Here is a 26493-nt window from a genome sequence, read left to right on the forward strand (position 1 = left end):
TTATGTTATTGATAAACGAAGTGAGATTAATCAAATTCAAGTTCTACTTGGTTTTCACCGAGCATATTGGATAATGCGTTTAATAGTTCATCAGTTGGCTGTATTCGCCACTCTAAGCCAAAGTCTAATTTTACTCGACCGTGTGTACTATCATAATAGAGGTGGATTGGTAATGTACCATTTTTATATGGTTGAAGGATCTCCTGTAATTGTTTAATAAAATCAGGCGTTACTTGATTTTCATGAATGGCAAGCGCCAAACTTGTTGCATAACGACTACGTACTTCATCTAGTGTTGCGATTTCTCTGACTAACATACGTAACCCACCACTAAAATCATCAACAGAAACCTGCCCTGTGGCGATAATAATCGTATCTTTTTCTAATTTATGTCCGTATTTTTCAAGTGCTTCAGAAAAAAGAGTAATATCCAATTTACCTGAGCGATCATCTAAAGTTGCAATTCCCAAACGATTTCCTTTTTTCGTGATTGCGATTCGACTATTTACCACCAAACCACTGACAGTTGTAGAATGATTCTTACCACGAGGAGTTGGGGTGAGCTCCTTTAAGCGTACAGGACTATAATGAGATAATTCTTTTAAATAGCGACTGATAGGGTGGCTGCTTAAATAAAGTCCTAGGGTTTCCTGTTCACCATCTAAGATAGTTTTTTCAGACCATTTAGGCGTATTAGCATAAGCAATTTCAACCGCTTCAGGAGCTTCAGTTAGAACACCAAACATATCTGTTTGCCCCAATGCTTCATCTTTAGCGTGTTGATCAGAGGCTTTTAAGGCGTCTTCTAAGTTTTTGGCAATTGCGGCACGATGTGGTCCTAATTTATCTAGAGCACCTGATTTGATGAGATTTTCAAACGTGCGACGGTTAATTTTTTTTAGGTCAACTCTTGCACAAAGATCGAATAAATCTTTAAAAATACCACCACTTTCTCGTGCAGCAACGATGGTTTCAATGGGACCTTCACCTACGCCTTTAATTGCACCAATTCCATATACGATCTCGCCTTTTTCATTCACACTAAAATGGTGTTTACCGGTATTAATATCAGGTGGAGCAACAGTCAATCCCATACGTAAGCATTCATCGTATAAACCCACAATTTTATCGACATTACCCATTTCGGAACTCATTACAGCTGCCATAAATTCGGCTGGATAGTGGGTCTTCAGCCATAAAGTTTGGAATGAAACCAAAGCATAAGCGGCAGAGTGAGATTTGTTAAAACCATAGCCGGCAAATTTTTCTACAAGATCGAAAATTTTCATTGCAAGGTTGCCATCAACCCCATTTTTAATTGCACCAGCTTCAAAAACAGAACGTTGTTTCGCCATTTCTTCTGGTTTTTTCTTACCCATTGCTCGGCGAAGTAAGTCAGCGCCTCCAAGTGTATAGCCTGCCAAAACTTGAGCGATTTGCATCACTTGCTCTTGATAAAGAATGATCCCATAAGTAGGGTCTAAGATTGGTTTTAAAGAGGGATGTTGATATTCTGCATCTGGATAAGAGATCTCCTCTTGACCGTGTTTACGGCGGATAAAATTATCTACCATTCCCGATTGTAATGGTCCCGGTCGAAATAGGGCTACCAATGCAATAATATCTTCAAAACAGTCAGGTTGTAGCCGTTTAATTAAATCTTTCATACCACGAGATTCCAACTGGAATACAGCGGTAGTTTCAGCTTTTTTTAAGAGTTCAAAAGAGGCTTCATCTTTTAATGAAATGGTATTGATATCTACTAACGGTTTTCCTTCTTTGCTTAAACGAGCATTAATCATTTCCAATGCCCATTTGATAATCGTCAGTGTTCGTAAGCCTAAGAAGTCGAATTTGACTAAACCTGCATATTCAACATCATTTTTATCAAAATGTGTAACAGGGTGCTTTCCTTCACTATCGCAATAGAGGGGAGAAAAATCAGTAATTAATGTTGGTGAAATAACCACACCACCAGCGTGTTTGCCGGCATTTCGAGTTACGCCCTCTAAGATCCGAGCCATATCAATTAAGGCTTTGACCTCTTCATCATTTTCATAGAGTTGTTGCAATGCGGGTTCGATGGCAAATGCTTTTTCTAAGGTCATACCCGGGTCGGCAGGGATTAATTTTGCTATTCTATCTACAAACCCATAAGGGTGTCCGAGTACTCGCCCAACATCTCGAATAACCGCTTTTGCTGCCATGGTACCGAAAGTAATAATTTGTGAAACTGCACCTCGGCCATAAGTATCAGCAACGTGATCTATTACTTGATCTCGCCCATCCATACAAAAATCAACATCAAAATCGGGCATAGATACCCGTTCTGGATTAAGAAAGCGTTCAAAGAGTAGATCAAATTCTAGAGGATCTAAATCAGTGATTTTTAAGGCGTAAGCGACTAGCGACCCCGCACCTGAACCACGTCCGGGACCAACGGGAATATCGTTATCTTTCGACCACTGGATAAATTCCATCACAATCAGAAAGTAGCCGGGAAACCCCATTTGATTGATAACATCAAGTTCTACTTGTAAGCGTTGATCATAGATAGGACGCCGTTCTGCACGGATTTTTTCATCAGGAAAAAGAAATTGCAGACGTTCTTCTAATCCTTCTTGAGATTTTTTAATCAAAAATTCTTCCGTGGTTAGGCTTCCTGTTGGGAATTGAGGCAGGAAATATTCCCCTAAACGTATATTGACGTTACAGCGTTTGGCAATTTCAATGGTATTGTCTAAAGCTTGAGGTAAATCAGCGAACAGCTGACACATTTCTTCTTCTGTTCGAAAATATTGTTGTCGGTTATATAGTTTTGGGCGTTTAGGATCGTCTAGGGTATAACCATCATGAATTGCCACTCGAATTTCGTGTGCTTCAAAGTCTTGAGGAGAAAGGAACATCACATCATTGGTTGCAACTAATGGGATTTGCATCATTTCAGCAAATTTAACCGCATGATTGAGATACAGTTCTTCTTCATTCCGACCTGTACGGCTGATACTTAAATAGAAATGATTTGGAAAATGGGTTTGATAAAACTGCAAGGCTAATTTTGCCTGTTCAAGATTATTCCTTAATAAACATTGACCAATATCCCCATTTTTTCCGCCAGAAAGAACGATAATTCCTTCGGCATATTCTGCTAACCATTCTGGATTAACCAGTGGGAGTTCTGCATAACCTTGTTGATACGCTTTTGATAAAATTAGGGTGATATTTTTATAACCAATATCATTTTTAGCGAGTAAAGTTAGTTCAACTTGTTCTTTACATAGTTCACTATACATTAGAATATCTGCACCAATAATTGGTTTAATCCCGTTTGAGATAGCTTCGCTATAAAACTTAACTAAGCCACAAAAATTGGTGAAGTCAGTTAATCCAATTGCTGGCATACCCGCATTAGCACAAGCTTTAATCAATGGTTTAACTTTAGCAATGCCATTGATCATTGAAAAATCACTGTGAACCCGTAGATGAACAAAACGTGGTTGCGACATAACGATACTTTTCCCTATTTTTTTATTAAACAGTTATTATAAACGAAATTCCTGTTTTTCTGCTAATAAAAGCCTTGTGAAAGCGTAATAGCTAGCATAAAGAATTTACCATTGATTGAAATAGACATAACCTTTTAGATTAATCATCAGTTTTTTCGTTGATCAGTATAGAATATTTTCAAATTTTAGATCTTAAATGACATTTAAAAGGAGAAAATATGGATTATTTAGATCAGCTAATCCAACTAGCTCAAATTGAGGGAGTGCTTAAAACATTAGATTGTTTGTGTGAGGATTGGCAGATTGGAGGTTCAACCGAACTAAAACGAGGTATTTTCCATATTATTTCTGATGGGGAGTGTTGGGTGACGTTAGGGGAAGAAACGTTGCATTTAACCACTGGTGATGTGCTTTTTTTACCACATGGAAAAGACGAGATAATTATCAGAGAAAATACCTTTAATCCTACTACCAGCCAATATATCACCTCTCAATATCAACAGCGACAAGCCAACCCAAGCCAACTCTTTATCGGAAATAAGATAAAAACAGACCAGCAAAAATCACAAGAAAGAAGAAAAGTTGAGATATTTGGTGGGTATTTCCATTATACACAACATTCTGCATTATTAGAGATTTTGCCCAATTATTGGGTGTTAAGACAGAATAAAACGGTTATTCAGCTTTTAGCTTTATTACAAAATGAAGCTACCAACGGATTAGGCTCAGCTTCTATTATTAATTCCCTTTCAAGTGTTTTATTCACTTACCTAGTGCGAGATTTTATTGAAAAGCAAAAGGGAGATATTGCGATAGGGATTTTAGCTGCTTTACAAGATAAGCGGTTGTATCACGCTGTAAATGGTATGTTGCAAGAACCCGGGAAAAACTGGAATATGGAAAATCTGGCTGAAATCTGTTCAATGTCAAGAGCGACTTTTATTCGTCTTTTTAAACAAAAAAGTGGTATTTCACCGGGAAGATTTTTAACAGAATTACGTATGCAAAAGGCAAAATTTTTGTTAAGTCTGCATAATCATTCGATGTTAAATATTGCATTAGAAATTGGGTATCAATCTGAATCTCATTTCAGTAAGGCATTCAAAGCATATTATGGTATTTCACCGGGGAAATATCGTTCTGAGCTACTAAGGAATACGATATGACCAATAAAGTTTCGCTTGATAAAGATAAAATCAAATTTCTTCTATTAGAAGGCGTCCACCAAAGTGCGGTAACTACCCTCCAAAATGCAGGTTATACTAATATTGAATATCATAAAAAAGCTTTAGATGAAGATGAATTAATTGAAATTATTAAAGATGTACATTTTATCGGTATCCGTTCTCGTACTCACCTTACCGAAAAAGTTTTAGCACACGCCCATAAACTCATTGCGATTGGTTGTTTTTGTATTGGAACCAATCAAGTTGATCTGAATGCAGCAAAAACAAAAGGTATTCCTGTGTTTAATGCCCCTTTCTCTAATACCCGTTCAGTTGCTGAATTAGTGTTAGGTGAAATCTTATTACTTATTCGTAACGTACCAAAAGCGAATGCAGAAGTTCATCGAGGTATTTGGAATAAATCAGCATCAGGTTCAAATGAAGCTCGTGGCAAAATTTTAGGCATTATTGGATATGGTCATATTGGATCACAACTAAGTGTTATTGCGGAATCATTAGGAATGCAAGTCTGCTTTTATGATATTGAGAATAAATTACCACTGGGAAATGCACGTCAAATAGCTAATTTAGATGACTTGTTAGCCATGAGCGATGTTATTTCATTACATGTGCCAGAAAATTCATCGACTAAAAACTTATTAAATGCAGACTGTTTCAACAAAATGAAAAAAGGCGCTATTCTTATCAATGCAGCGAGAGGAACGGTTGTAGATATTGAGGCATTAACTATCGCATTGCAAGAAGGAAAACTACGTGGTGCAGCAATAGACGTTTTTCCACAAGAACCTGCCTCAATTGGTGAAAGTTTTGAATCACCTTTACGTGCCTTTGATAATGTGATTCTCACACCTCATATTGGTGGTTCAACGGCAGAAGCACAAGAAAATATCGGCTCTGAAGTTGCAAATAAATTCATCAAATATTCTGATAATGGATCAACCTTATCCGCAGTTAATTTCCCCGAAGTTTCATTACCAAGCCACAGCGGAGCAAAACGTTTATTACATATTCATCATAATCGCCCGGGTATTTTGAATAAAATTAATCAACTTTTCGTTAACCAAAATATCAACATTGCCTCACAATATCTACAAACTGATGAAACTATCGGCTATGTTGTTGTAGATGTTGAAACAGATGATACCACTGAACTAAAACAACAACTCCAGCAAATTGATGGTACTATTCGAGCAAGAGTTCTATATTAATTTTCAATAAAATAAAAGCTGAAATTTTTTATTTCAGCTTTTATTCTTTTATATATTTCTCTTCAAAAATGAAAATAATTAAAATAACCAAGTTTGACTATCTCTGATGGGTTCAGCCTTATTAAGTGCCATAAGCCCTTTTACATTACGCACGATATACCAAATAACAGTTAACAGTAAAAGAATATAGCCAATAAAAATAATACATAAGAAAACCGAAATAACGGAATATAATAAAGATAGCCAGAAAGTACGAATTTGATATGTTGCATGACTTTCAAGATAAGTTCCTTGTAAATTACCACGATAAACATACGGAATAATCACAGCAATAACACTTAAAACCTGAATGAAAATCGTACCAATAATACTTGAAACCTGAATTAAAATCGTACCAATATTTAACCAATACACTATCATGATCATTTTCCCTGAATTATCAGGACGTGGAATAATAGGATCTTGCATTTTTCCCTCTTAATAAATATTTAAAATAAGATTCCTTTAACGCATTTTTACTTTTAAAATAATTGGCATAACAACAAAAGTAATCAAAATACCAACTGATAATATTGTAGCAAAACTTACCAATACTTGGGTACTACTTAATAGTAATAAACCAAAAGAACATTAAATATTAATTAATCCCAAACTTTAGAATCAATTTACAATATATTTTTAAGTGAATAAAATAATTTTAAATTTAAAATAAAAAAACCAAACTTAAAAAAGTTTGGTTTTATCTCAAAAATTAAAAGAATTAACCTGCAACCGCAATACGTTTCATATCTTTCATATAATCACGCAATACTTTACCTATTTTCTCAATTGGGTGGTTGCGAATTGCTTCATTAACCTCTCTTAATTGAATATTATCAACTTCACTTTCTACTTTTTCACCTAAATCACCACGAACTAATAATGGTACTAATTTTTCTGCCATAATCGGTCCTGCCACAAATGCAAATAGATAGTTACCATATTCAGCGGTGTCTGAAATGACAATATTCATTTCATAAAGACGTTTGCGAGCAATTGTATTCGCAATTAATGGTAATTCATGTAAAGATTCGTAATAGGCAGATTCTTCCAAAATACCAGTTGCAACCATTGTATCAAAAGCTAATTCAACACCTGCTTTTACCATAGCAACCATAAGCACACCATAATCATAGTAATCTTGCTCTTTAATTTTACCTTCATATTGCGGTGCTTTTTCAAAGGCAGTTTGCCCCGTCTGTTCACGCCAAGTAAGCAATTTAATATCATTATTTGCCCAATCTTCCATCATAATACGTGAAAATTCGCCACTAATAATATCATCCATATGTTTTTCAAATAATGGTTTTAGCATTTGCTTAATTTGTTCTGCTAATTCAAAAGCACGAATTTTAGCACTGTTGGAAAGGCGATCCATCATTAAAGTGATACCACCTTGTTTAAGTGATTCAGTAATAGTTTCCCAACCATATTGTACTAGTTTCGCAGCATAAGCTGGATCTTTTCCATCTGCCACCAGCTGATCATAACAAATCAATGAGCCTGCTTGTAACATACCACAAAGGATAGTTTGTTCTCCCATTAAATCAGATTTTACTTCAGCAACAAAAGAAGAAGCTAAACAACCTGCTCGATGTCCGCCAGTAGCTGCTGCCCAAGCTTTTGCAATTTCCCAACCTTCATTTTTTGGATCATTTTCAGGATGAACAGCAACTAATGTTGGCACACCAAAACCACGTTTATATTCTTCTCTCACTTCTGTACCGGGGCATTTTGGTGCAACCATTACAACGGTAATATCTTTACGAATTTTTTCACCAACCTCAACAATATTTAATCCGTGTGAATAACCTAAAGCTGCACCTTCTTTCATTAATGGCATTACAGCTTGTACAACTGCAGAATGTTGTTTATCTGGTGTTAAATTAATAACTAAATCTGCATTTGGAATTAATTCCTGATAAGTACCAACCGAAAAACCATTTTCAGTTGCTCGGATATACGAAGAACGCTTTTGGTCGATCGCTTCTTGACGTAATGCATAGCTGATATCTAAACCACTATCTCGCATATTTAGTCCTTGATTAAGACCTTGAGCACCACAACCGACAATAACAATTTTTTTTCCTTTCAAATAGTTGGCTTCGTTAATAAATTCATCACGAGCCATAAAACGACATTGCCCTAATTGTGCCAATTGCTGACGTAAATTTAAGGTATTGAAATAGTTAGACATATTAAATTCCTCTTTACTTATTTTTAGAGATGTTGAGTGCTAGATTTCCAGTATATTGATCTATCTACTTTAAGCAAGATAAATTAATCGTTTATATTGATAAAGGCATACAAGAAAATTATCAAAATATCAGATTAAAATCTTTTACTACCCAAATAGGTTAATAAATTTAATCTTTTATATTACTCATTTTATTATTTTTATCTTCTCTTGAAGCAAAAAAATTCGCTAAAATAGGTCCTGAAACATTATGCCAAAAGCTGAATACAGCACTAGGTACAGCAGATACTGGATTGAAAAATGCTGTGGCAAGTGCCGCACCTAAACCAGAATTTTGCATTCCGACTTCTAAAGAGATTGCCTTACTGTCATATAAATTTAATTTAAGTATTTTAGCGATCCAAAAACCAATTAAATACCCGAAACAATTATGTAAAACAACAACTGCAAAAATAATTAAACCAGAGTCAATAATTCTATTTTTACTAACAGCAACTACTGCAGATAGAATTAAAACGATAGCAACCACAGATATTAAAGGCATACTTTGACTAATTTTAGCAACACTATGTTTAAAAAATGTTCTAATGATTAATCCCAAAAAAACTGGCAGTAAAACAATTTTAAGCACAGACACAAACATCGCTACGGCATTAATATCAATCCATTGACTAGCTAATAAATAAAATACTAAAGGTGTTAAAATTGGTGCTAATAATGTCGATAATGTTGTGCAAGCAAGAGATAATGCGGTATTTCCTCTTGCTAAATAAGTCATCACATTTGAAGATGTTCCTCCTGGACAAGATCCTACTAAAATAACCCCAACTGCTAATTCAGTCGGTAAAGAAAATATTTTTACTAAAATAAAAGCGACACTAGGCATCACTATAAATTGAGCAACTACACCGATAAAAACAGCTTTAGGATTTCTTATAACCTCAGAAAAATCTTTGAAAGTTAATGTTATCCCCATACCAAACATAACTATCCCTAAAAGATAAGGAATATAGTGTAAAAATGGAGAAAATAAACTTGGTAATTGATAAGCAAGAAAAGCAAAGAATAGTACCCAGAATGCAAAAGTTTTACTTAAAAAATGATTAAGTCTAATCAGTGTTTGCATAAATTATCCTTATTAAATTTTATTTATAGGAGAAATTATCCTAACAAAGGATTAAAATTTTGCAATAATAAGATAATTGATAAAATATATTGCTGCTATCTAATATCGCCTATTTAACTATACTAATCTGTTAAAAATATAGGCTTATAAAATAAAAAACGGTCACTAATAAAATATTAGTGACCGTTTTCTTTTAAGTTACAATTTTAAATAAAATTAGAACCTTAATGATAATTTTAAAAATTTAAAATTAGCGACGAAGACCTAAACGTTCAATAACAGATAAATAAAGATTACGATCTGTACGTTTTAAGTAGTCTAATAATTTACGACGGCGAGAAACCATACGTAATAAACCACGGCGACCGTGGTGGTCTTTCTTATGTACAGCAAAGTGCTGTTGTAAATGGTTAATTTGTGCAGTTAATAATGCAATTTGAACTTCTGAAGAACCAGTATCTTTCGCATCACGACCAAATTCAGCAACAATTTTTGCCTTTGCTTCTGCATTTAGAGACATAAATAACTCCTAGTTATAAGTTAAAATACATCGTTAGCCGATCTCTAATCCAGCTACGACAAGGAATCGGCATTGTAATAGTGAACCTTTCACTTTGCAAGCAAATTCCTTCTTAGAATTCAACTAATCTCATACCTATTTCCTAATACCATTTCTAATTTTAACTGTAATTGCCTTATTTGAGTGCGATCTAAGGCTTGACCATATTGATCAGTTAAAATAAAAAAATCCTCAACTTTCTCGCCATTAGTCGTAATTTGGGCATTAACCAAATTCAGTTTTTGTTGGCTAAAAATATCACTAATTGAAGCCAATAATCCCGGTTTATCTAAAGTAATGAGTTCTAATTCTGTTTGATCATTTCTTTCTGTTTGTAAAAAGCGTATTTGTAATGGTACATCAAAATGACGCAATCTGAGATCACAACGACTACTCTGCTTTGGTACAGCTTGTTTCCCCGTTAGTACAGCTTTTAGCGTCAACATAATTTGCTGTCTTCTTTCTTTCGTTGCTGGTACTCCACTAGCTTCAGTTACGATAAAACTATCAAAAACAACACCTAAACGATTAGTAATAATTTGTGCATTATGAATCAGGAAATTTTTAGCATCTAATGTTTTTACAACTTTATTAAATAAATTAGGCTGATCCTGACAATGAATAAAAATTTCAGTTGCACCTCGAGAAAAATGATTACTAACTAGAATGTGGAATTGTGTTTGTTCTAATAATACCTCTTTTTGATCGGAAGAACGTTCAATAGTTTGGCATAATGCCTGTGCATGCCAAGCTAATTGTTTTGGTGTATTACGTAAAAAATAATCATCTGGGCAATCCTGCCACAACGCATTCACATCACTTACTTTTATCTCACCATCAGCTAATTTCGTTTGGAGTATCTCTAATGCTTTTAAACGATGTTGTAAAACATATACTCGATTATCTAAAGGAATATTAATTCCTTGAGCTAGTTGTTGTGTGGTGTATTTATATAAAGTAGTGATTAAACTCCGTTTCCAACTATTCCATAATTTTGCATTTGTCGCACAAATATCAGCAACAGTTAAACAAACTAAATAATCTAAACGCTGTTGTGTTCTTACCATACTGGCAAAGCGTTGTACCACCATCGGGTCATGAATATCTCGCCTTTGAGCTATCGTTGACATTAAAAGATGATCTAATACCAGCCATGCCATCAATTTAGCCTCCCCTTCACTAAAACCATGTAACAACGCAAAATCATACACAGCTATTGCTCCATTTTCGGAATGATTACCACCTTGTCCTTTTGCAATATCATGAAATAAAGCGGCTAATAACAATAAGTTTTTATTTGGTAAGCTCGGATAAACTCGATGGCATAATGGATGTATTTCTGCATTTTCTGCTTCAACAAATTTTTCAAGTTTTAATAAAAGGCGAATAGTATGTTCATCCACACTATATTCATGAAAGAGATCAAATTGCATTAAACCAACAATATTTTTCCATTGTGGTAAATAAGCTTCTAATACACCGTAGCGATGCATTGGTACAATAGCACGAGTGATCACATTAGGTTTGGAAAATAACGCAATAAACTTTTCACGTGCAAGCGGAATATCAACTAAAAATTGCTGTTGTTTTAATAATGCTAAACGCAAAGCCCGTAACGTACTGGAATGAATATAAGCATTAGGAAAAGTGATAAGATGAGAAAAAAGATCTAAAATAATTTCAGGTTTCTTCTCAAAAAGATCTTTCTGCTTGATAGATATCCCCTCATTAATCAATTCAAAATGTTGATCAATATTTTGTGGTATCTCGTGATTATGCTGAGTAAGAAAATGTTCTTGATAATATAAAATCAAGACTTCACTTAATTGTATAACGGCTTGGGTATGACGAAAATATTCTTTCATCATCAATTCAACCGCACGATTTTGTTCTGTGGTTACTGTTGTATAACCTAATAATTCACTAATGGCTAACTGTCGATCAAATAATAGACGGTTATCGTAACGTTTTAATAATAAATGTAAGGCAAAGCGTATTCTAAAAAGAAAACGTTGACAACGCTCTAAGGCTTGATATTCCTCAGGATAAATAATCTTTGCAGACAATAACTGAGCAAAATTTTGTAGATTAAAACAACGTAGTGCAATCCAAGAAAAAAGATGTAGATCTCGCAAACCACCGGGACTGTATTTTAAATCAGGTTCTAAATTATAAGCTGTATTATGGTAACGTTGATAACGTTGCTCTTTTTCGGCTAATTTTGCTTGTACAAAAGCGGTCTTATCCCAAAAATCATCTTGTCTAACAGTTTGTACTAGTGTATCAAATAAAGTTAAATTTCCATTCAAAAAACGTGCTTCTAAAAGATTAGTTGCAATAGTGATATCCGTTTTTCCTTCACTTACACATTGTGCGATAGTTCTCACACTACAACCTATTTCAAAATGACAATCCCAAAGAAAATGAACAAAATTTTCTATTTTTTTTTGTAACTTAGGATCAGGTTCTTGTTCACATAAAATCAAGAAGTCTATATCAGACAAAGGGAACATTTCTTGCCGTCCATATCCCCCTACAACAATTAGGCTTGCACTACTTTCATTTAAATTAAACTGATACCATAGATGGTTTAATAAATGATCATAATATTGGGTACGACGAGCAAGTAATTGATAAATATCTGTGGTTTGAAACTCTGCTAACTCAGTTTGCTTTAAGTTTTGAAATATTTGCTTTACTTGTTGCACACTAAGAGGGTGATCAGCTAAAAATATTGATGTCTTTTGTTTCATTCTTAATCCTTAGATAAAGCAAAAATTATTCAACCAAGGAAAAATAATTCCTATACCACAAAGAGTAAATTTAAATTCATAGAATTTATTAACGAAAACGTGTAGAGAAAATGATGGACAAATTATCATCAATTTGATTATACCAATAAATAAAAAAATAAGCCCCAAAAGGGGCTTGTTTTTTTAAGATTTTATGAAAACTTATTGATTGTTGATTATATTGATAATAAGAATATTATTAACAATTAATCATAAAACGACTAATCTCGCCGAGTTTCTCTTCTTCCTCACGGATTGTCATAATTTCACATCCCGATTCAGTAACAACAATTTGATGTTCATATTGTGCAGAATGGCTACGATCTTTCGTTTTTACCGTCCAATTATCTCCCATTAAACGCACTTCTTTTTTACCAGCATTAATCATTGGTTCAATGGTAAAGACCATTCCGGGCTGCAATATCACACCACCATCATCAGCATAATAATGTAACACTTGTGGTTCACAATGGAATTGATCCCCTATTCCATGACCACAATATTCACGTACTACAGAAAAACCTTGTTTTTCAACAAATTGTTGAATACATTTACCAATTTCATTAAGACGAATTCCCGGTTTTACCGTTTTTAATGCAAGATATAATGCTTGTTGACTCACTTCACATAAACGGCGACTGCGAACTGGTACATCACCTACCAAATACATTTTTGAATTATCACCAAAATACCCATCTTTGATGACAGTTACATCAATATTAACAATATCACCATTTTTTAATTTTTTGCTTTCGCTTGGAATACCATGACAAACCACCTCATTAATTGAAATACAAGTTGATTTTGGAAATCCATGGTAATTTAAGCAAGCTGGAATAGCCTCTTGTTGGTTGACAATATAATCGTGGCAAATTTGATCTAACTCACCTGTTGTGATCCCTGCTTTTACATAAGGCTCTATCATCACCAGCACATCAGCAGCCAATTTACATGCAACTCTTAATTTTTCTAATTCCGCTTCTGTTCTTAAAGGAATTGCCATTTTCATCACCTTTTATACACAAAATTTGGGTTATGATAACATTATTATCTTTAATTCGCATTATTCTTAAAATTTCAATTTAAATTTATAAATAAAATGAATGATTTCTGATCGATTTAATGCTTAAAGATTGTAATGTTACCACCTTAGCAGTATATTAACTGATATTTTTGGATAGGCTTACATTGGTTGTTTAATACCAGAACACAATATCACTTATAAAACTAGCAGAGACTTTAAACACTATGAAGCAATGTCTATCAACCATATCTGTATCTTCGATTATTCAAGGTAAAAATTCACCTTTCATTTTATTCACAACACTCAACTTAATAACTATCTAAAAGGACTTTTTATGTTTGAACAAATTAAGCAAGCACCAGCAGATCCTATCTTAGGTTTAGGCGAAGCCTTTAAAGCTGATTCTCGTCCCAATAAAGTTAATCTTGGCATTGGTGTTTATAAAGATGCTCAAGGGCAAACTCCCATTATTAAAGCTGTCAAAGAAGCTGAAAAACGTCTGCTTGAGAATGAAACCAGTAAGAATTATTTAACTATTGATGGTATTGCTGAATTTAATATTCAAACACAAAAATTACTTTTTGGTGAAAATAGTACAATTATTACCCAAAAACGTGCAAAAACAGCACAAAGTTTAGGGGGAACAGGGGCATTGCGGATTGCTGCTGAATTTATTAAACGTCAAGTAAAAGCTAAAAATATTTGGATCAGTACCCCAACTTGGCCAAACCATAATGCTATTTTCAATAGTGTTGGTATTAATATTTGCGACTACCGTTATTATAATCAACAAAATCATAACTTAGATTGGGAAGGAATGTTAGCCGATTTATCCCAAGCCGAAGCAGGTGATGTCGTTCTTTTTCATGGCTGCTGCCATAATCCAACTGGTATTGACCCAACACCAGAACAATGGGCAATTTTAGCGAAAATGTCGCAAGAGAAAGGGTGGTTACCGCTATTTGATTTTGCCTACCAAGGTTTTGCCAATGGTTTAGAACAAGATGCAATAGGTTTACGTACTTTTGCTGCAAATCATCAAGAATTATTAATCGCAAGCTCATATTCAAAAAACTTTGGCTTATATAACGAACGAGTTGGTGCTTTCACTTTAGTAGCGGCAGATCAAGAAATTGCTGAACGTGCTTTTAGCCAAGTAAAAACTATTATCCGTACACTGTACTCTAACCCCGCATCTCACGGTGGTAGTGCGGTAGCCTTAGTGTTAGCAGATCAAGCATTAAAAACACAATGGCAAGCAGAATTAGATCAAATGCGAGATCGGATTAAATTAATGCGTCAAAAATTTGTTGAAGGACTAAAACGATATGGTGCAACCCAAAACTTTGATTTTATTATTCAGCAAAATGGCATGTTTTCGTTCAGTGGTCTAACCCCCGAACAAGTTGATCAACTAAAAACAGATTTTGCAATTTATGCTGTTCGTTCTGGTCGCATTAATGTTGCAGGAATTACTGAAGATAACCTTGATTATCTTTGTCAAAGTATCGTAAAAGTATTATAAATATCAGCTTAACATAAAAAACCGAAGTACTCCCCTTCGGTTTTTTATTTTTATCCTTAAAGATCTTTCAACATAAATGACTTACTATGACTTTTTAGCTCAGCAATGATATACTTTCACTTTTTATCATAAAAGGCACTTAGAGGTTTAAGTGTCATTAAAATCAGTTATTAATTACATCATAATTTTTCAATAACTATCGTTAATTATTAGAATAAATACTATGACTACTAGCTCAACTCAAGCACTCACCAAAAAACAAACTTATAACTTTAATAAATTACAGAAAAAATTACGCCGTGATGTTGGTAATGCTATTGCCGATTTTAATATGATCGAAGAAGGTGATCGAGTAATGGTTTGCTTATCTGGTGGAAAAGACAGTTACACCCTGTTAGATATTCTCCTTAATCTAAAACATAATGCCCCGATCAATTTTGAGATCATTGCAGTAAACCTAGACCAAAAACAACCCGGTTTTCCTGCCGAGGTCCTACCAACCTACCTTACGTCATTAGGTATTGAATTTAAAATTGTTGAAGAAAATACCTACGGCATCGTGAAAGAAAAAATCCCAGAGGGAAAAACAACTTGTTCGCTTTGTTCACGGTTACGCCGTGGCATTTTATATCGTACAGCAAGCGAATTAGGTGCAACTAAAATCGCTTTAGGACACCACCGTGATGATATGTTAGAAACACTCTTTTTAAATATGTTCTATGGTGGAAAAATGAAGAGTATGCCACCTAAGTTAGTGAGTGATGATGGTAAACAGGTGGTAATCCGTCCTCTCGCTTACTGTCGTGAAAAAGATATTATTAAATATGCTGAAGCAAAACAATTTCCAATTATTCCTTGTAATCTTTGTGGTTCACAACCTAACTTACAACGTCAAGTCATTAAAGAAATGCTACAAACTTGGGATCGCCAATACCCGGGGCGAATTGAAACGATGTTCAGTGCATTACAAAATATCGTGCCTTCACATTTATGCGATCCTACACTGTTTGACTTTAAAAACATTAAAGCAGGGCAAGAATTAGTTGGTGTTGAAGGCGATATTGCGTTTGACAAAATTGAATATTCAAGCTCACCATCACATAACCTCGATAGTTCAGCATTAAATATTGAGATCAAGCAGGTACAATAAAAAATGCAAAGCTGGCAACTTTACAAAATACAAATAAAACAATTAATTAAATTAGCTTATCCAATTTTAATCGCTCAAATAGTACAAAGTTTAATGGGGGTGATTGATGTCATTATGGCTGGTCGAGTGAGTGCAAAAGATATGGCAGCTATTTCTATTGGTACATCAATCTATTTTCCGCTGATCTTATTTGGGCAAGGCTTATTACTCGCTCTACCACCAACTATTTCTTACTTAAATGGTGCAGGTAAACGTGCTGAAATTGCACATCAAGTAAGACAAGGCTTGTGGATTGCTATCCCCATTAGCATTCCTCTCTTTTTGATTATTTATCATAGCCATTTTATTATTGATCTGATGAAAATGGATCAAACACTCGCCACTATCAGTGCCGACTATTTAAAATTTATGGCATTTGGGATCTTTCCTTATTTAATTGCTATTACTTTTCGAGGATTAAATGATGGCATTGCAAAAACCAAACCCGCAATGGTAATTGCCGCTATAAGCTTAATTCTCAATATTCCACTAAATTATGTTTTTATCTATGGTAAATTTGGTATCCCTGCTTTTGGTGGCGTTGGTTGTGGTATCGCTACTATGCTAATTTACTGGTTTCAAGCTAGCTTATTAATCCTTTATTGCTATAAAACACCGAATCAGAAAGATTTAAAAGTTTTTCAACCCATCATTGAAAAACCTGCACCACAAACCTTGCTTAAACTCTCACGTCTAGGGTTACCTATTGCTTTAGCAATTTGCAGTGAGGTCATTCTCTTTACGATTGTCTCTTTATTATTATCTCCGCTAGGTGCTGAAGTGGTTGCCAGCCACCAAATTGCACTTAATACCAGTTCATCAATCTATATCATTCCATTATCAATCGGAATGGCAACCACTATCCTAGTTGGGCAAAGTTTAGGTGAAAATAACCTCTTAAAAGCTCGACAATTTACCTTCTCTGCCCTTAGTTTAGGATTATTAATTACCCTAATCACTGCAGTATTGACCTTTTTCTTACGAGAAAAAATTGCATCAATTTTTGTTGATGATTTTGATGTGATTGCAATGGCGGCTTCTTTACTACTTTTTGCTGCGTTATACCAAGTTTTTGATACTACACAAGTAATTATCGGTGGAGTATTGCGTGGATATAAAGAAACAAAGCCCGTATTATGGATTTCAGTACTAGGGTATTTAGGCTTTGGTTTACCAGTCGGTTATCTATTAGCATTAACTGATCTGATTACCACACCACTTGCTGCCAAAGGTTTTTGGATCGGATTTGTACTCTGCTTAATTTTAGTATCAATTTTGTTATCTATTCGTCTCTACCGTTTACAACATTTACCTGATAAAGAGATCTTACTTCGTTTACAAAAAAGACAATAATAGTTAAAAATAATAGATAAAATGATGATTATAGTTATATAAAACAAACCGTCAAAAACTCACTAAATAAGGATCATTGATTTGCATACTACTAGTTCAACAAAATTAACAAATGCTATTATTATCACTGGCGCAGGGAAACGGATCGGCTTTGCATTAGCTCAACATTTAGTAAAAAGCTATCCGATTATTATCTCTTACCGTACTTTTTATCCAGAAATTGAACAATTACAACAACTAGGTATTACTTGCCTTCAAGCTGATTTTAGTCAGCTAGATGGCATCATGACTTTTATTGAACAAATTCAAACTCGCTGTCATAACCTAAAAGCAATCATTCATAACGCTTCAGATTGGGTTGCAGAACCAAAGGCAATATTATCAACCGATATAAAAAATAATTTACAAACTTTAGAGGCTCTATTTAACCAGCAATTTCAAATTCATACCAAACTGCCCTATCTATTGAACTTTCAGTTATCCCCTTTACTGCAAAACTATGCAACACAAACAGGATTAACTGCCGATATTATTCATCTAACTGATTTTGTGGCTGATAAAGGTAGTGCCAAACACCTTGCTTATGCAGCAAGCAAAACGGCTTTAGAAAATTTAACACGCTCTTTTGCTAGTCGTTTTGCACCCTATATTAAAGTCAATAGTATCGCCCCAGCCTTAATTGCTTTTAATCCACAAGATGATCAAGCCTATCGTCAAAAAGCATTAACAAAATCACTGATGCAAAAATGTGGTGGTTATCAAGAGGTATGTTTAGCAGTTGATTATCTACTCAACAGTCAATATGTAACAGGTGAATCTTTACCAATTAACGGCGGGAGAGGGTTAAAATAACCCTCGAAAAATTTCGCTTAAACCTCCTCTCCCAAACCAAAACGAATTTTGGTTGCAAAACGTTCTTCGTCAACCAAAAAAGCATCGTGTCCAAAATCAGAGCTTATTTCATAATAAGCTAATTCCACTCCTGCTTGCTGCAACTGATCTCGACTTTTTTGCATTTCATTCAATTTAAATAATTGATCGGTAGTCACTGCCACTAAGGTATAGCGTGCTTTAATTTGTCTTAACGCTTGTTGTAAATTGTCAAATCCAATCGCAGGATCAAAAAGATCTAATGCTCGTAACAGTTGAAGATAGCTATTTGCATCAAAACGGCTTAAAAATTTTTGTCCTTGGTAACTTAAATAAGACTCAACTTGAAAATAATCACCCAACAGAGCAGTATCCTGTTTTACTGCTCGTCCAAACGCTTTCGCTAACTGTTTATCAGTACGATAAGTCAACATTCCCAACATTCTTGCTGTTGCTAAGCCTTTATTAGGTGGTGATTGGTGATAATAATCTCCCCCATTAAAATTAGGATCCTGTACAATAATTTGCCGCATTACATGATTAAAGCCTATCGCTTCAGGACTAAAATGTAACGAAGAACAAAGATTAATTACATTACTGACAAAATCAGGATAACTAATCGCCCATTGTGTTGCTTGCATACCACCAAAAGATCCACCAACAACAGCGTGTAAATGTGGAATATTTAAACAATCTAGCAATGCTTTCTGTACTTGTACAATATCTCGAACTGTAATTTGCGGGAAGCGTGAACCATAAGGGCGTTGATCCTCTGGGTGTAGGGAAGATGGCCCTGTCGTACCTTTACACCCCCCCAATACATTACTACAAATCAAAAAATATTTTTCAGGATCTAATGCTCGTCCTTTACCAATAAACTGCTGCCACCAACCTTGCTTACCTTGTTTTAGTTCAAAATCAGCATAATAAGGTTCCGCATCTCCTGTTAAAGCGTGGCAAAGTAAAACGGCATTATTGCGTTGAGGATTTAATTTTCCATAAGTTTGATACGCTACCTGAATCTGCTGTAATTGACCACCTAATGATAAAATAAGCGGATTTTCAACAAAAAGTGTCATCTGTTTTGGCATAAGACTTTCCATAATTAAGTAATTTTTATTGCCAGCATAGAAGTCTAGACTTCTAAAATTGTCAAATAAAATTAACAGTTTTCATCTGAAAGTCAAGAAAAAATAGCCATCTAAACATCTAGAATGATAAAACTACTAAATATAGGTAATAAATGTGAATAAATATAGTCTGAGCATGACGCTATCTTTTCAAAATAAAAGAAATATTTACAAAATTGTTTTTAGGAAAATAGCATTGATTTTTTCATTTTACCCTTTATCCTATAAAAATCTCTTAACATTAATGGAATATATTATATGACTCACTATCCAATTAAAGGTGCTATCGCAATGGTTTCAGCTGGGGTATTTTTTGCTGTCATCAATACCCTCACCCCTTTGCTTAGTCAAACATCTAATATCGCCTCAACCAATGTTGCCCTCTATCAATATCTAATCGCTTTGGTTTTTCTCTTACCTAGTTTGCTTAAAAATACCAGTAGTTTAAAGACACACTATTTTCTCTGGCATTTATTAAGGGTTTTTCTATCTGTTATCGGTATTCAATGTTGGGTAAGTGCCCTAACACACGGTATTCCGATTTGGCAAGGCATTGCTCTTTTAATGACTTCACCATTATTTGTTATCATCGGTTCAGCTATCTTCCTAAAAGAAAAAGTGGATACAAAACGCTGGCTAGCAACCGCTTTTGGTTTTACTGGTGCAATGCTTATCTTAGAACCTTGGTCTGATAAATTTCAATGGCTCAGCCTATTACCCGTATTAGCAGCCTTTTTCTGGGCGGCTTATTCGGTGATGGTAAAAAAACTTTCAGCTAATGACTCTCCTACGACTATGGTTGCCTATCTCTTTATCTTAATCACACCGTTTAATTTTATTATCGGTTTTAAAGATCTCGCTTTTCCAACTTCAATCGAATTAGGTTATTTACTTTTACTAGGTTTCTTAACTGCTTTAGCACAATTAGCGATTGCAAAAGCATATAGCTATGCAGATGCTTCCTATTTGCAAACATTTGATTTTTTTAAATTACCTTTAAATGTTTTTGCTGGCTGGTTGGTCTTTGAATGGGTACCACCGGGTCGTCTCTGGTTAGGGGCTGCAATTATTATTGCCGCAACAATCTACATTACTCGAGAAGAAAGTCGTGATAAATTTGTGGAACAGAAAAACTAATCCTTTCGTTCCTTCTGTATCACCAGTGAGATATAAATAAACCTAATGGTAAATCAACAATTTAAACCCCCAGTTAATACAACTGGGGAAAATAACGTGCGATATTATTCTTTTCTTCAAGCTTTAAAATTTACGCTAAAAATCATCTTACTTATTCTAGGGCTGAGTGTTGTTATCGCCATTCTCATCAATTTCTATATTAGTTGGTCAACCCGAGAACAAATCTATATTCAACTCGAAAATACACCATATCGTCCCTATGCTATTGTCCTCGGAACAGCAAAATATAGTATTAATAATGGAATTAATCCGTTTTATCACCATCGGCTACTTTCTGCCTATCAACTCTTTACTCAGAAAAAAGTCGATCATCTACTTTTAAGCGGTGATAATCGTACCATTCGATATAATGAACCCAAAAGTATGTATCAAGATCTACAAAAAATGGGAATTCCCTTCTCTGCAATGACATTAGATTTTGCTGGATTTAGAACCTTAGATTCTGTTATTCGTGCTAAAAAAATCTTTCAAGCCGAACCTTTTACGCTGATTAGCCAAAAATTCCACTGCGAGCGAGCTTTATTTATTGCAAATTATCATCATATCAATGCGATCTGTTTCGCTACACCAACACCAGTAGGCTATCAACAGGTGCAGATACGGGAATTTTTTGCTAGAATACGAGCTGTTTGGGATGTTTTAACCAATAAAGAACCTTATTATCTCGGTAAGCCAGAACCTTTACCAACACCACAAGTTCTCAATAAAGACGAGTAAAATAAGTGCTAACTATTGTTATCTTTTTGAGAAAAAACGATAATAGCCAATCAATTTTTTAACCATAACAATCTTTATGATCGAGTATATATTACTAATAATCAGTACTGCTCTGATTAATAATTTTGTATTAGTCAAATTTTTAGGGCTATGTCCATTTATGGGGGTTTCAAAAAAAGTTGAAACCGCAATAGGAATGGGGCTAGCAACTACCTTTGTTTTAACTGTTGCATCACTATGTAGCTATTTAGTTGAACACTACTTATTAATGCCTTTTAACGCTGGCTTTTTGCGAACATTAGTCTTTATATTGGTAATTGCTGTTGTTGTACAATTTACCGAAATGGCTATCCATAAAAGTAGTCCTTCGCTTTATCATTTATTAGGTATTTTCTTACCCTTAATTACCACTAATTGTGCCGTTCTTGGCGTTGCACTTTTAAATACAAATTTAGGACATAATTTACTACAATCTATTCTATATGGCTTTAGTGCTGCTTTTGGATTTTCATTAGTTTTAGTTTTATTCGCTGCAATGCGAGAAAGATTAGAAGCTGCTGATATACCTGTTCCATTTCAAGGAGCATCGATCGCTTTGATTACCGCTGGTTTAATGTCAGTCGCATTTATGGGTTTTAGTGGTTTGGTGAGAGTCTAATGTCTTGGCTATTACAACTTCCAGCAATTTATCTTGTTATTTTATTTATTGCACTCCTTGCACTTATTTTTGGTGCTATTCTCGGTTTTGCTTCAATTAAATTGAAAGTAGAAAGCGATCCTATGATCGATCGTATTGATGCTCTTTTACCCCAAAGCCAATGTGGACAATGTGGTTATCCCGGTTGCCGCCCTTATGCCGAAGCAGTTGCAAATGGCGAACAAATCACAAAATGTGTACCCGGAGGACAACCCTTAGTAGAAAAATTAGCAGATTTACTCGGTGTTGAAGCTCCACAGGGAGATTTTGAGCAAACACCTGTTGATAAAGTTGCAATTATTGATGAAAGTATGTGTATTGGTTGCACTAAATGTATTCAAGCCTGTCCAGTTGATGCGATTATTGGTGCCAATAAAGCAATTCATACTGTTATTCCCGATCTCTGTACAGGTTGCGAATTATGCGTACCACCTTGCCCAACAGACTGTATTACAATGAAAGTAGTTCCTCAAACCTTAAATCAATGGAATTGGAAATTTAATCCCGATCTGATCATTCCAATTTTAGAAAAACAACCTACTTCACTCCAGCGGAGGGAAAATGACTGATATTCTCGCTCGCTTGCAACTAAACCGACTTTGGGATTTTCCCGGTGGTATTCACCCTCCAGAGATGAAACAACAATCAAATGGTTCCGTATTATCCCGCGTAGCAGAACCCTCAACTTACTATTTGCCTTTACAACAACACGCTGGTAACGCAGGAATAGTATTAGTAAAAGCGGGAGATTATGTTTATAAAGGGCAAGCTTTAACCCAAGGGGAAGACTATCGCACTCTACCTATTCACGCTCCTACCTCAGGGACAATTATAGGATTAAAAGATATTGTTGCTCCTCATCCGTCTGGGCTTACTGAACCAATGCTAGTGTTAGAAGCTGATGGTAAAGATCAATGGCGAGAACAATATCCAGTTAAAGATTTTTTAACACTAACTCCACAGCAAATTCTGGAAAAAATTTATCAAGCAGGTATTGCTGGGCTTGGTGGTGCAGTGTTTCCAACAGCAGCGAAATTGCACAATGGTGAGAATAAAATTAAATTACTCATCATCAACGCTGCCGAATGTGAACCTTATATCAGTTGTGACGATCGTTTAATGCGAGATTGTGCCTCTGAGATCATTGAAGGAATTAGAATTTTACGCTACTTACTACGTCCCGAACAGGTCATTATTGCCATTGAAGATAACAAACCCGAAGCAATTCAAGCCCTCCAAATTGCTTTACAAGGCGCCAATGATATTGAGATTAAAGTTATCCCAACCAAATATCCATCTGGTGCGGCAAAGCAATTAATTCAGATCCTAACAGGTTTAGAAGTACCAAAAGGGCATCATGCTTCAAGTTTAGGTATTCTAATGCAAAATATTGCAACAACTTTTGCCATAAAACGTGCAATTATTGATGATGAACCCTTAATTGAACGAGTTGTAACCTTAACAGGCGATAAAATCCCTCAACCTCGTAATCTATGGGTACGATTTGGCACGCCAATTTATCATTTATTACAACAAGTTAACTATCAATATGATGCTCGCTTCCCTGTTTTTATGGGAGGACCTATGATGGGATTTATTCTGCCCGATTTAAACGCTCCTGTAACTAAAGCAACTAACTGTTTAATTGCACCAGATCATTTTGAATATAGTCCACCTGCGGCAGAAAGAAATTGTATCCGTTGTTCATCTTGTTCTGATGCTTGCCCAGTGCAACTCCTACCCCAACAACTCTATTGGTTTGCTCGTAGCGAAAATCACGAAAAGGCAAAAGAATATTCGATTAAAGAGTGTATAGAATGTGGTATTTGTGCTTACGTCTGTCCAAGTAATATCCCTCTAGTTCAATATTTCCGTCAAGAAAAAGCAAAATTAACCGTCATTGAACAAAAAGCACGTTCAGCAGAAGCGGCTAAACAACGTTTTGAAGCACGGCAAGCAAGATTAGATCGTGAAAAATTGGCGAGAGAACATCGTACTCAACAAGCTGCAGCACTTCGCCGTGCTGAAATAGCAAAACAGCAAGGTATTGATCCTGTTCAAGCCGCCCTTGAACGTTTAAAAGCCAAAAAAACTGTAATTCAACCTCAACCAATAGCAACTAATCTCAATGCAAAAGGTGAATTAGTACCTGACAATAGTGCGATAATGGCGGAACGAAAAGCTCGCCGTCTTGCTCGTCAACAAGCAATAAAAGATAATTCAGAAACAACACCACAAACAAATACAACAGTTGTAGATAACTCCACTGCTGCTAATCCAGAACAACCGCTTGATCCAAGAAAAGCAGCGATTGCTGCAGCAGTCGCTCGTGCAAAAGCAAAAAAAGCACAACAACAACTAAATTTATCTACGTATTCTCATCGTGATAACGAAGGAGACACAAATGTTTAAAATAGCGAGTTCACCACATACTCATTCAAATAACCTCACAAGCCGAATTATGTTGTGGGTGATGATTGCAATGCTACCTGCAATTGCAGTACAAACCTATTTCTTTGGCTTTGGAACATTAATTCAAATTAGTTTAGCACTCGTTTTTGCCTGTGGTTTAGAATGGTTGGTAACTCGCTTACGCCAAAAATCATCTTGGTTTTATCTTTCTGATTTAAGTGTCGTCTTAACTGCTTTAATTCTCGCAGTATCTATTCCGCCCTATGCACCATATTGGATTATTTTAGTCGGTACTTTTTGTGCGGTAATTTTAGGCAAACACGTCTATGGTGGACTGGGACAAAATTTATTTAATCCAGCTATGGTTGGCTATGCAATTTTATTAGTTTCATTTCCAGTACAAATGACCGCTTGGGTGCCAGCAAATCCTCTTTTACTTGAACCTATCTCTTTTCACGATGCTTATTTATTGATCTTTAAAGGATTGAGTAGCGATGGTTATTCTTTACATCAAATAGCCACCTCAATTGATGCGATTTCACAAGCAACACCACTAGACAGTGTTAAAACAGGTATAAAAAAAGGACTGACTTTAAGTGAGATTTCTCAATCTCCACTCTTTACTCAAAATGGTTTAACTATTCATTTAGGGATCTTATTTTCACATATGGCAGGACTAGGTTGGTGGCAGATTAATTTTGCTTTTCTCATTGGTGGAATATTTCTAATCTGGAAAAGAATCATCCATTGGCAAATTCCAACTGCTTTTTTAGTCACTTTTGCCCTATTAACTACGCTAACTTGGCTGATTGAACCAAATCGTTTTCCTTCTCCTCTTTGGCAGTTATTTAGTGGTGCAACAATGTTTTGTGCATTTTTTATCGCCACAGATCCTGTTACTGCTTCAATCACGCCAAAAGGAAAACTCATTTTTGGTGGTTTAGTTGCATTATTACTTTATGTTATTCGTTGTTATGGTGGCTATCCTGATGGTGTTGCATTCTCTATCTTATTAAGTAATATTTGTGTTCCTTTGATAGATCACTATACTCGCCCACGCATCTATGGTCATTAGAATTGAGCTCAAAATAGTGAAGGAATAAATAATGAATATCAATATTCGCAAAACGACCATTAAATATGGCTTGATCCTAGCGTTAGTTGCATCAATTTGTGTTTCGATTAGCTCACTTGTTTATTTTCTTACCAAGGGAAAAATAGAACAAGATTTAATCAAACGGCAACAGATGTTACTCGCCCAAGTTATTCCGGCAGATTATGCAGATAATGATCTGCAACAAAGTTGTTATCAACCGATAAAAAATACAAATTTATCTTATATCAAACATATCTATTTAGCACAAAAATCAGGTAAAACAACAGCTTATGCAGTAGAAACTATTGCTCCTGATGGTTATTCTGGTGATATTAGATTATTAATTGGCATAACACCTCAAGGTAAAATATTAGGTGTACGTACGTTAGAACATTATGAAACACCGGGATTAGGCGATAAAATTGATTTACGCATTTCTGACTGGATCTTAAATTTTACGAATAAAATCTTTGATCCTAAAAATACAAAAATATGGGCTGTAAAAAAAGACGGCGGTGAATTTGATCAATTTACTGGTGCGACTATCACCCCTAGAGCCGTGGTGAATGCAGTTAAATACACAGCGGAAACAATGCTAATCCGCTATCCAACACTCCAACAAGAAGCCCTACAACCTTGTCAAAGGTAGTTTCAGAAAAGGTAATGGCT

21 protein-coding genes are annotated in these 26493 nt (G+C 35.1%); 13 read left to right on the forward strand and 8 right to left on the reverse strand.

Features of this window, described 5'->3' with window-relative positions:
- Positions 1 to 26: 26 nt before the first annotated feature.
- Positions 27 to 3506 (reverse strand): DNA polymerase III subunit alpha, encoded by a 3480-nt coding sequence (dnaE, locus tag CEP47_RS03915; protein WP_265482674.1) that lies wholly within the window; start codon positions 3504 to 3506, stop codon positions 27 to 29.
- Between the two features lie 218 nt (positions 3507 to 3724).
- On the opposite strand from dnaE, the gene CEP47_RS03920 reads away from it, so the two are divergent.
- Positions 3725 to 4672 (forward strand): AraC family transcriptional regulator, encoded by a 948-nt coding sequence (locus CEP47_RS03920; protein WP_261920857.1) that lies wholly within the window; start codon positions 3725 to 3727, stop codon positions 4670 to 4672.
- On the forward strand, positions 4669 to 5901 hold the full coding sequence (gene serA, locus CEP47_RS03925; RefSeq protein ID WP_261920856.1) for a phosphoglycerate dehydrogenase: 1233 nt from the start codon (positions 4669 to 4671) through the stop codon (positions 5899 to 5901). The genes CEP47_RS03920 and serA overlap by 4 nt, the downstream gene beginning before the upstream one ends.
- Positions 5902 to 5979: 78 nt before the next feature.
- Here serA and CEP47_RS03930 read toward each other — a convergent pair whose 3' ends face one another.
- The 6 genes from CEP47_RS03930 to map all read right to left on the reverse strand — a co-directional run bounded on the left by CEP47_RS03930 (position 5980) and on the right by map (position 13617).
- A complete protein-coding gene (locus CEP47_RS03930) occupies positions 5980 to 6369 on the reverse strand; it encodes a DUF4870 family protein (RefSeq protein ID WP_261920855.1) in 390 nt (129 codons plus the stop codon).
- A gap of 292 nt (positions 6370 to 6661) precedes the next feature.
- Positions 6662 to 8137, reverse strand: coding sequence for a ketol-acid reductoisomerase (gene ilvC / locus CEP47_RS03935; RefSeq protein WP_261920854.1), 1476 nt, complete (start codon positions 8135 to 8137; stop codon positions 6662 to 6664).
- Between the two features lie 169 nt (positions 8138 to 8306).
- Positions 8307 to 9263 (reverse strand): bile acid:sodium symporter family protein, encoded by a 957-nt coding sequence (locus tag CEP47_RS03940; RefSeq protein ID WP_261920853.1) that lies wholly within the window; start codon positions 9261 to 9263, stop codon positions 8307 to 8309.
- Between the two features lie 250 nt (positions 9264 to 9513).
- Positions 9514 to 9783, reverse strand: coding sequence for a 30S ribosomal protein S15 (gene rpsO, locus CEP47_RS03945; protein WP_261920852.1), 270 nt, complete (start codon positions 9781 to 9783; stop codon positions 9514 to 9516).
- A gap of 119 nt (positions 9784 to 9902) precedes the next feature.
- Complete coding sequence (gene glnD / locus CEP47_RS03950; protein WP_261920851.1) at positions 9903 to 12575, reverse strand: bifunctional uridylyltransferase/uridylyl-removing protein GlnD; 2673 nt, start codon at positions 12573 to 12575, stop codon at positions 9903 to 9905.
- Between the two features lie 238 nt (positions 12576 to 12813).
- Positions 12814 to 13617, reverse strand: coding sequence for a type I methionyl aminopeptidase (gene map / locus CEP47_RS03955; protein ID WP_261920850.1), 804 nt, complete (start codon positions 13615 to 13617; stop codon positions 12814 to 12816).
- A gap of 355 nt (positions 13618 to 13972) precedes the next feature.
- Here map and CEP47_RS03960 point away from each other — a divergent pair, with 355 nt between their 5' ends.
- The 4 genes from CEP47_RS03960 (at position 13973) to folM (ending at position 18557) form a co-directional block, all read left to right on the forward strand.
- On the forward strand, positions 13973 to 15163 hold the full coding sequence (locus CEP47_RS03960) for an amino acid aminotransferase (protein ID WP_261920849.1): 1191 nt from the start codon (positions 13973 to 13975) through the stop codon (positions 15161 to 15163).
- 214 nt (positions 15164 to 15377) lie between these two features.
- Positions 15378 to 16313 (forward strand): tRNA 2-thiocytidine(32) synthetase TtcA, encoded by a 936-nt coding sequence (gene ttcA, locus CEP47_RS03965; RefSeq protein ID WP_373463128.1) that lies wholly within the window; start codon positions 15378 to 15380, stop codon positions 16311 to 16313.
- A 3-nt stretch (positions 16314 to 16316) separates the two neighbouring features.
- Positions 16317 to 17705, forward strand: coding sequence for an MATE family efflux transporter (locus CEP47_RS03970; RefSeq protein WP_261920847.1), 1389 nt, complete (start codon positions 16317 to 16319; stop codon positions 17703 to 17705).
- A gap of 81 nt (positions 17706 to 17786) precedes the next feature.
- Positions 17787 to 18557 (forward strand): dihydromonapterin reductase, encoded by a 771-nt coding sequence (gene folM, locus CEP47_RS03975; RefSeq protein WP_261920846.1) that lies wholly within the window; start codon positions 17787 to 17789, stop codon positions 18555 to 18557.
- Positions 18558 to 18574: 17 nt separating this feature from the next.
- Here the strand turns inward: folM and metX are convergent, their stop codons facing one another.
- Positions 18575 to 19666 carry a homoserine O-acetyltransferase MetX gene (gene metX / locus CEP47_RS03980; RefSeq protein WP_261920845.1) on the reverse strand — a complete coding sequence of 364 codons (1092 nt, stop codon included), beginning with the start codon at positions 19664 to 19666 and terminating at the stop codon, positions 18575 to 18577.
- 297 nt (positions 19667 to 19963) lie between these two features.
- Between metX and CEP47_RS03985 the strand changes: the two genes are divergently transcribed.
- From CEP47_RS03985 to rsxG, 7 genes are all read left to right on the forward strand, one after another.
- Entirely contained in the window at positions 19964 to 20842 is an 879-nt protein-coding gene (locus tag CEP47_RS03985; RefSeq protein ID WP_261920844.1) for a DMT family transporter, read from the forward strand.
- Between the two features lie 45 nt (positions 20843 to 20887).
- Positions 20888 to 21619 (forward strand): SanA/YdcF family protein, encoded by a 732-nt coding sequence (locus tag CEP47_RS03990; protein WP_261920843.1) that lies wholly within the window; start codon positions 20888 to 20890, stop codon positions 21617 to 21619.
- Positions 21620 to 21695: 76 nt separating this feature from the next.
- Positions 21696 to 22277: an electron transport complex subunit RsxA gene (gene rsxA, locus CEP47_RS03995; protein WP_261920842.1), complete on the forward strand. Its 582-nt coding sequence runs from the start codon at positions 21696 to 21698 to the stop codon at positions 22275 to 22277.
- Positions 22277 to 22885, forward strand: a complete 609-nt coding sequence (gene rsxB, locus CEP47_RS04000) for an electron transport complex subunit RsxB (RefSeq protein WP_261920841.1) — start codon at positions 22277 to 22279, stop codon at positions 22883 to 22885. Before rsxA ends, rsxB begins: the two co-directional genes overlap by 1 nt.
- Positions 22878 to 24728 (forward strand): electron transport complex subunit RsxC, encoded by a 1851-nt coding sequence (gene rsxC / locus CEP47_RS04005; RefSeq protein ID WP_309016521.1) that lies wholly within the window; start codon positions 22878 to 22880, stop codon positions 24726 to 24728. The genes rsxB and rsxC overlap by 8 nt, the downstream gene beginning before the upstream one ends.
- Positions 24721 to 25803, forward strand: a complete 1083-nt coding sequence (gene rsxD, locus CEP47_RS04010; RefSeq protein WP_261920840.1) for an electron transport complex subunit RsxD — start codon at positions 24721 to 24723, stop codon at positions 25801 to 25803. Before rsxC ends, rsxD begins: the two co-directional genes overlap by 8 nt.
- 37 nt (positions 25804 to 25840) lie before the next feature.
- Positions 25841 to 26473, forward strand: coding sequence for an electron transport complex subunit RsxG (gene rsxG, locus CEP47_RS04015; protein ID WP_261920988.1), 633 nt, complete (start codon positions 25841 to 25843; stop codon positions 26471 to 26473).
- Positions 26474 to 26493 lie beyond the last annotated feature (20 nt).

It is taken from the genome of Mergibacter septicus (assembly GCF_003265225.1).
Taxonomy (GTDB): Bacteria; Pseudomonadota; Gammaproteobacteria; order Enterobacterales; family Pasteurellaceae; genus Mergibacter; species Mergibacter septicus.

Bases quoted from the DNA above. Each gene is read 5' to 3' on its own strand.
- CEP47_RS03930 (WP_261920855.1), bottom strand. From the start codon at position 6,369: ATGCAAGATCCTATTATTCCACGTCCTGATAATTCAGGGAAAATGATC.
- rsxB (WP_261920841.1), top strand. From the start codon at position 22,277: ATGTCTTGGCTATTACAACTTCCAGCAATTTATCTTGTTATTTTATTT.
- metX (WP_261920845.1), bottom strand. From the start codon at position 19,666: ATGCCAAAACAGATGACACTTTTTGTTGAAAATCCGCTTATTTTATCA.
- CEP47_RS03970 (WP_261920847.1), top strand. From the start codon at position 16,317: ATGCAAAGCTGGCAACTTTACAAAATACAAATAAAACAATTAATTAAA.
- glnD (WP_261920851.1), bottom strand. From the start codon at position 12,575: ATGAAACAAAAGACATCAATATTTTTAGCTGATCACCCTCTTAGTGTG.
- ilvC (WP_261920854.1), bottom strand. From the start codon at position 8,137: ATGTCTAACTATTTCAATACCTTAAATTTACGTCAGCAATTGGCACAA.
- rsxC (WP_309016521.1), top strand. From the start codon at position 22,878: ATGACTGATATTCTCGCTCGCTTGCAACTAAACCGACTTTGGGATTTT.
- CEP47_RS03985 (WP_261920844.1), top strand. From the start codon at position 19,964: ATGACTCACTATCCAATTAAAGGTGCTATCGCAATGGTTTCAGCTGGG.
- map (WP_261920850.1), bottom strand. From the start codon at position 13,617: ATGGCAATTCCTTTAAGAACAGAAGCGGAATTAGAAAAATTAAGAGTT.
- serA (WP_261920856.1), top strand. From the start codon at position 4,669: ATGACCAATAAAGTTTCGCTTGATAAAGATAAAATCAAATTTCTTCTA.
- CEP47_RS03940 (WP_261920853.1), bottom strand. From the start codon at position 9,263: ATGCAAACACTGATTAGACTTAATCATTTTTTAAGTAAAACTTTTGCA.
- CEP47_RS03990 (WP_261920843.1), top strand. From the start codon at position 20,888: ATGGTAAATCAACAATTTAAACCCCCAGTTAATACAACTGGGGAAAAT.
- rpsO (WP_261920852.1), bottom strand. From the start codon at position 9,783: ATGTCTCTAAATGCAGAAGCAAAGGCAAAAATTGTTGCTGAATTTGGT.
- rsxA (WP_261920842.1), top strand. From the start codon at position 21,696: ATGATCGAGTATATATTACTAATAATCAGTACTGCTCTGATTAATAAT.
- CEP47_RS03920 (WP_261920857.1), top strand. From the start codon at position 3,725: ATGGATTATTTAGATCAGCTAATCCAACTAGCTCAAATTGAGGGAGTG.
- rsxD (WP_261920840.1), top strand. From the start codon at position 24,721: ATGTTTAAAATAGCGAGTTCACCACATACTCATTCAAATAACCTCACA.
- dnaE (WP_265482674.1), bottom strand. From the start codon at position 3,506: ATGTCGCAACCACGTTTTGTTCATCTACGGGTTCACAGTGATTTTTCA.
- CEP47_RS03960 (WP_261920849.1), top strand. From the start codon at position 13,973: ATGTTTGAACAAATTAAGCAAGCACCAGCAGATCCTATCTTAGGTTTA.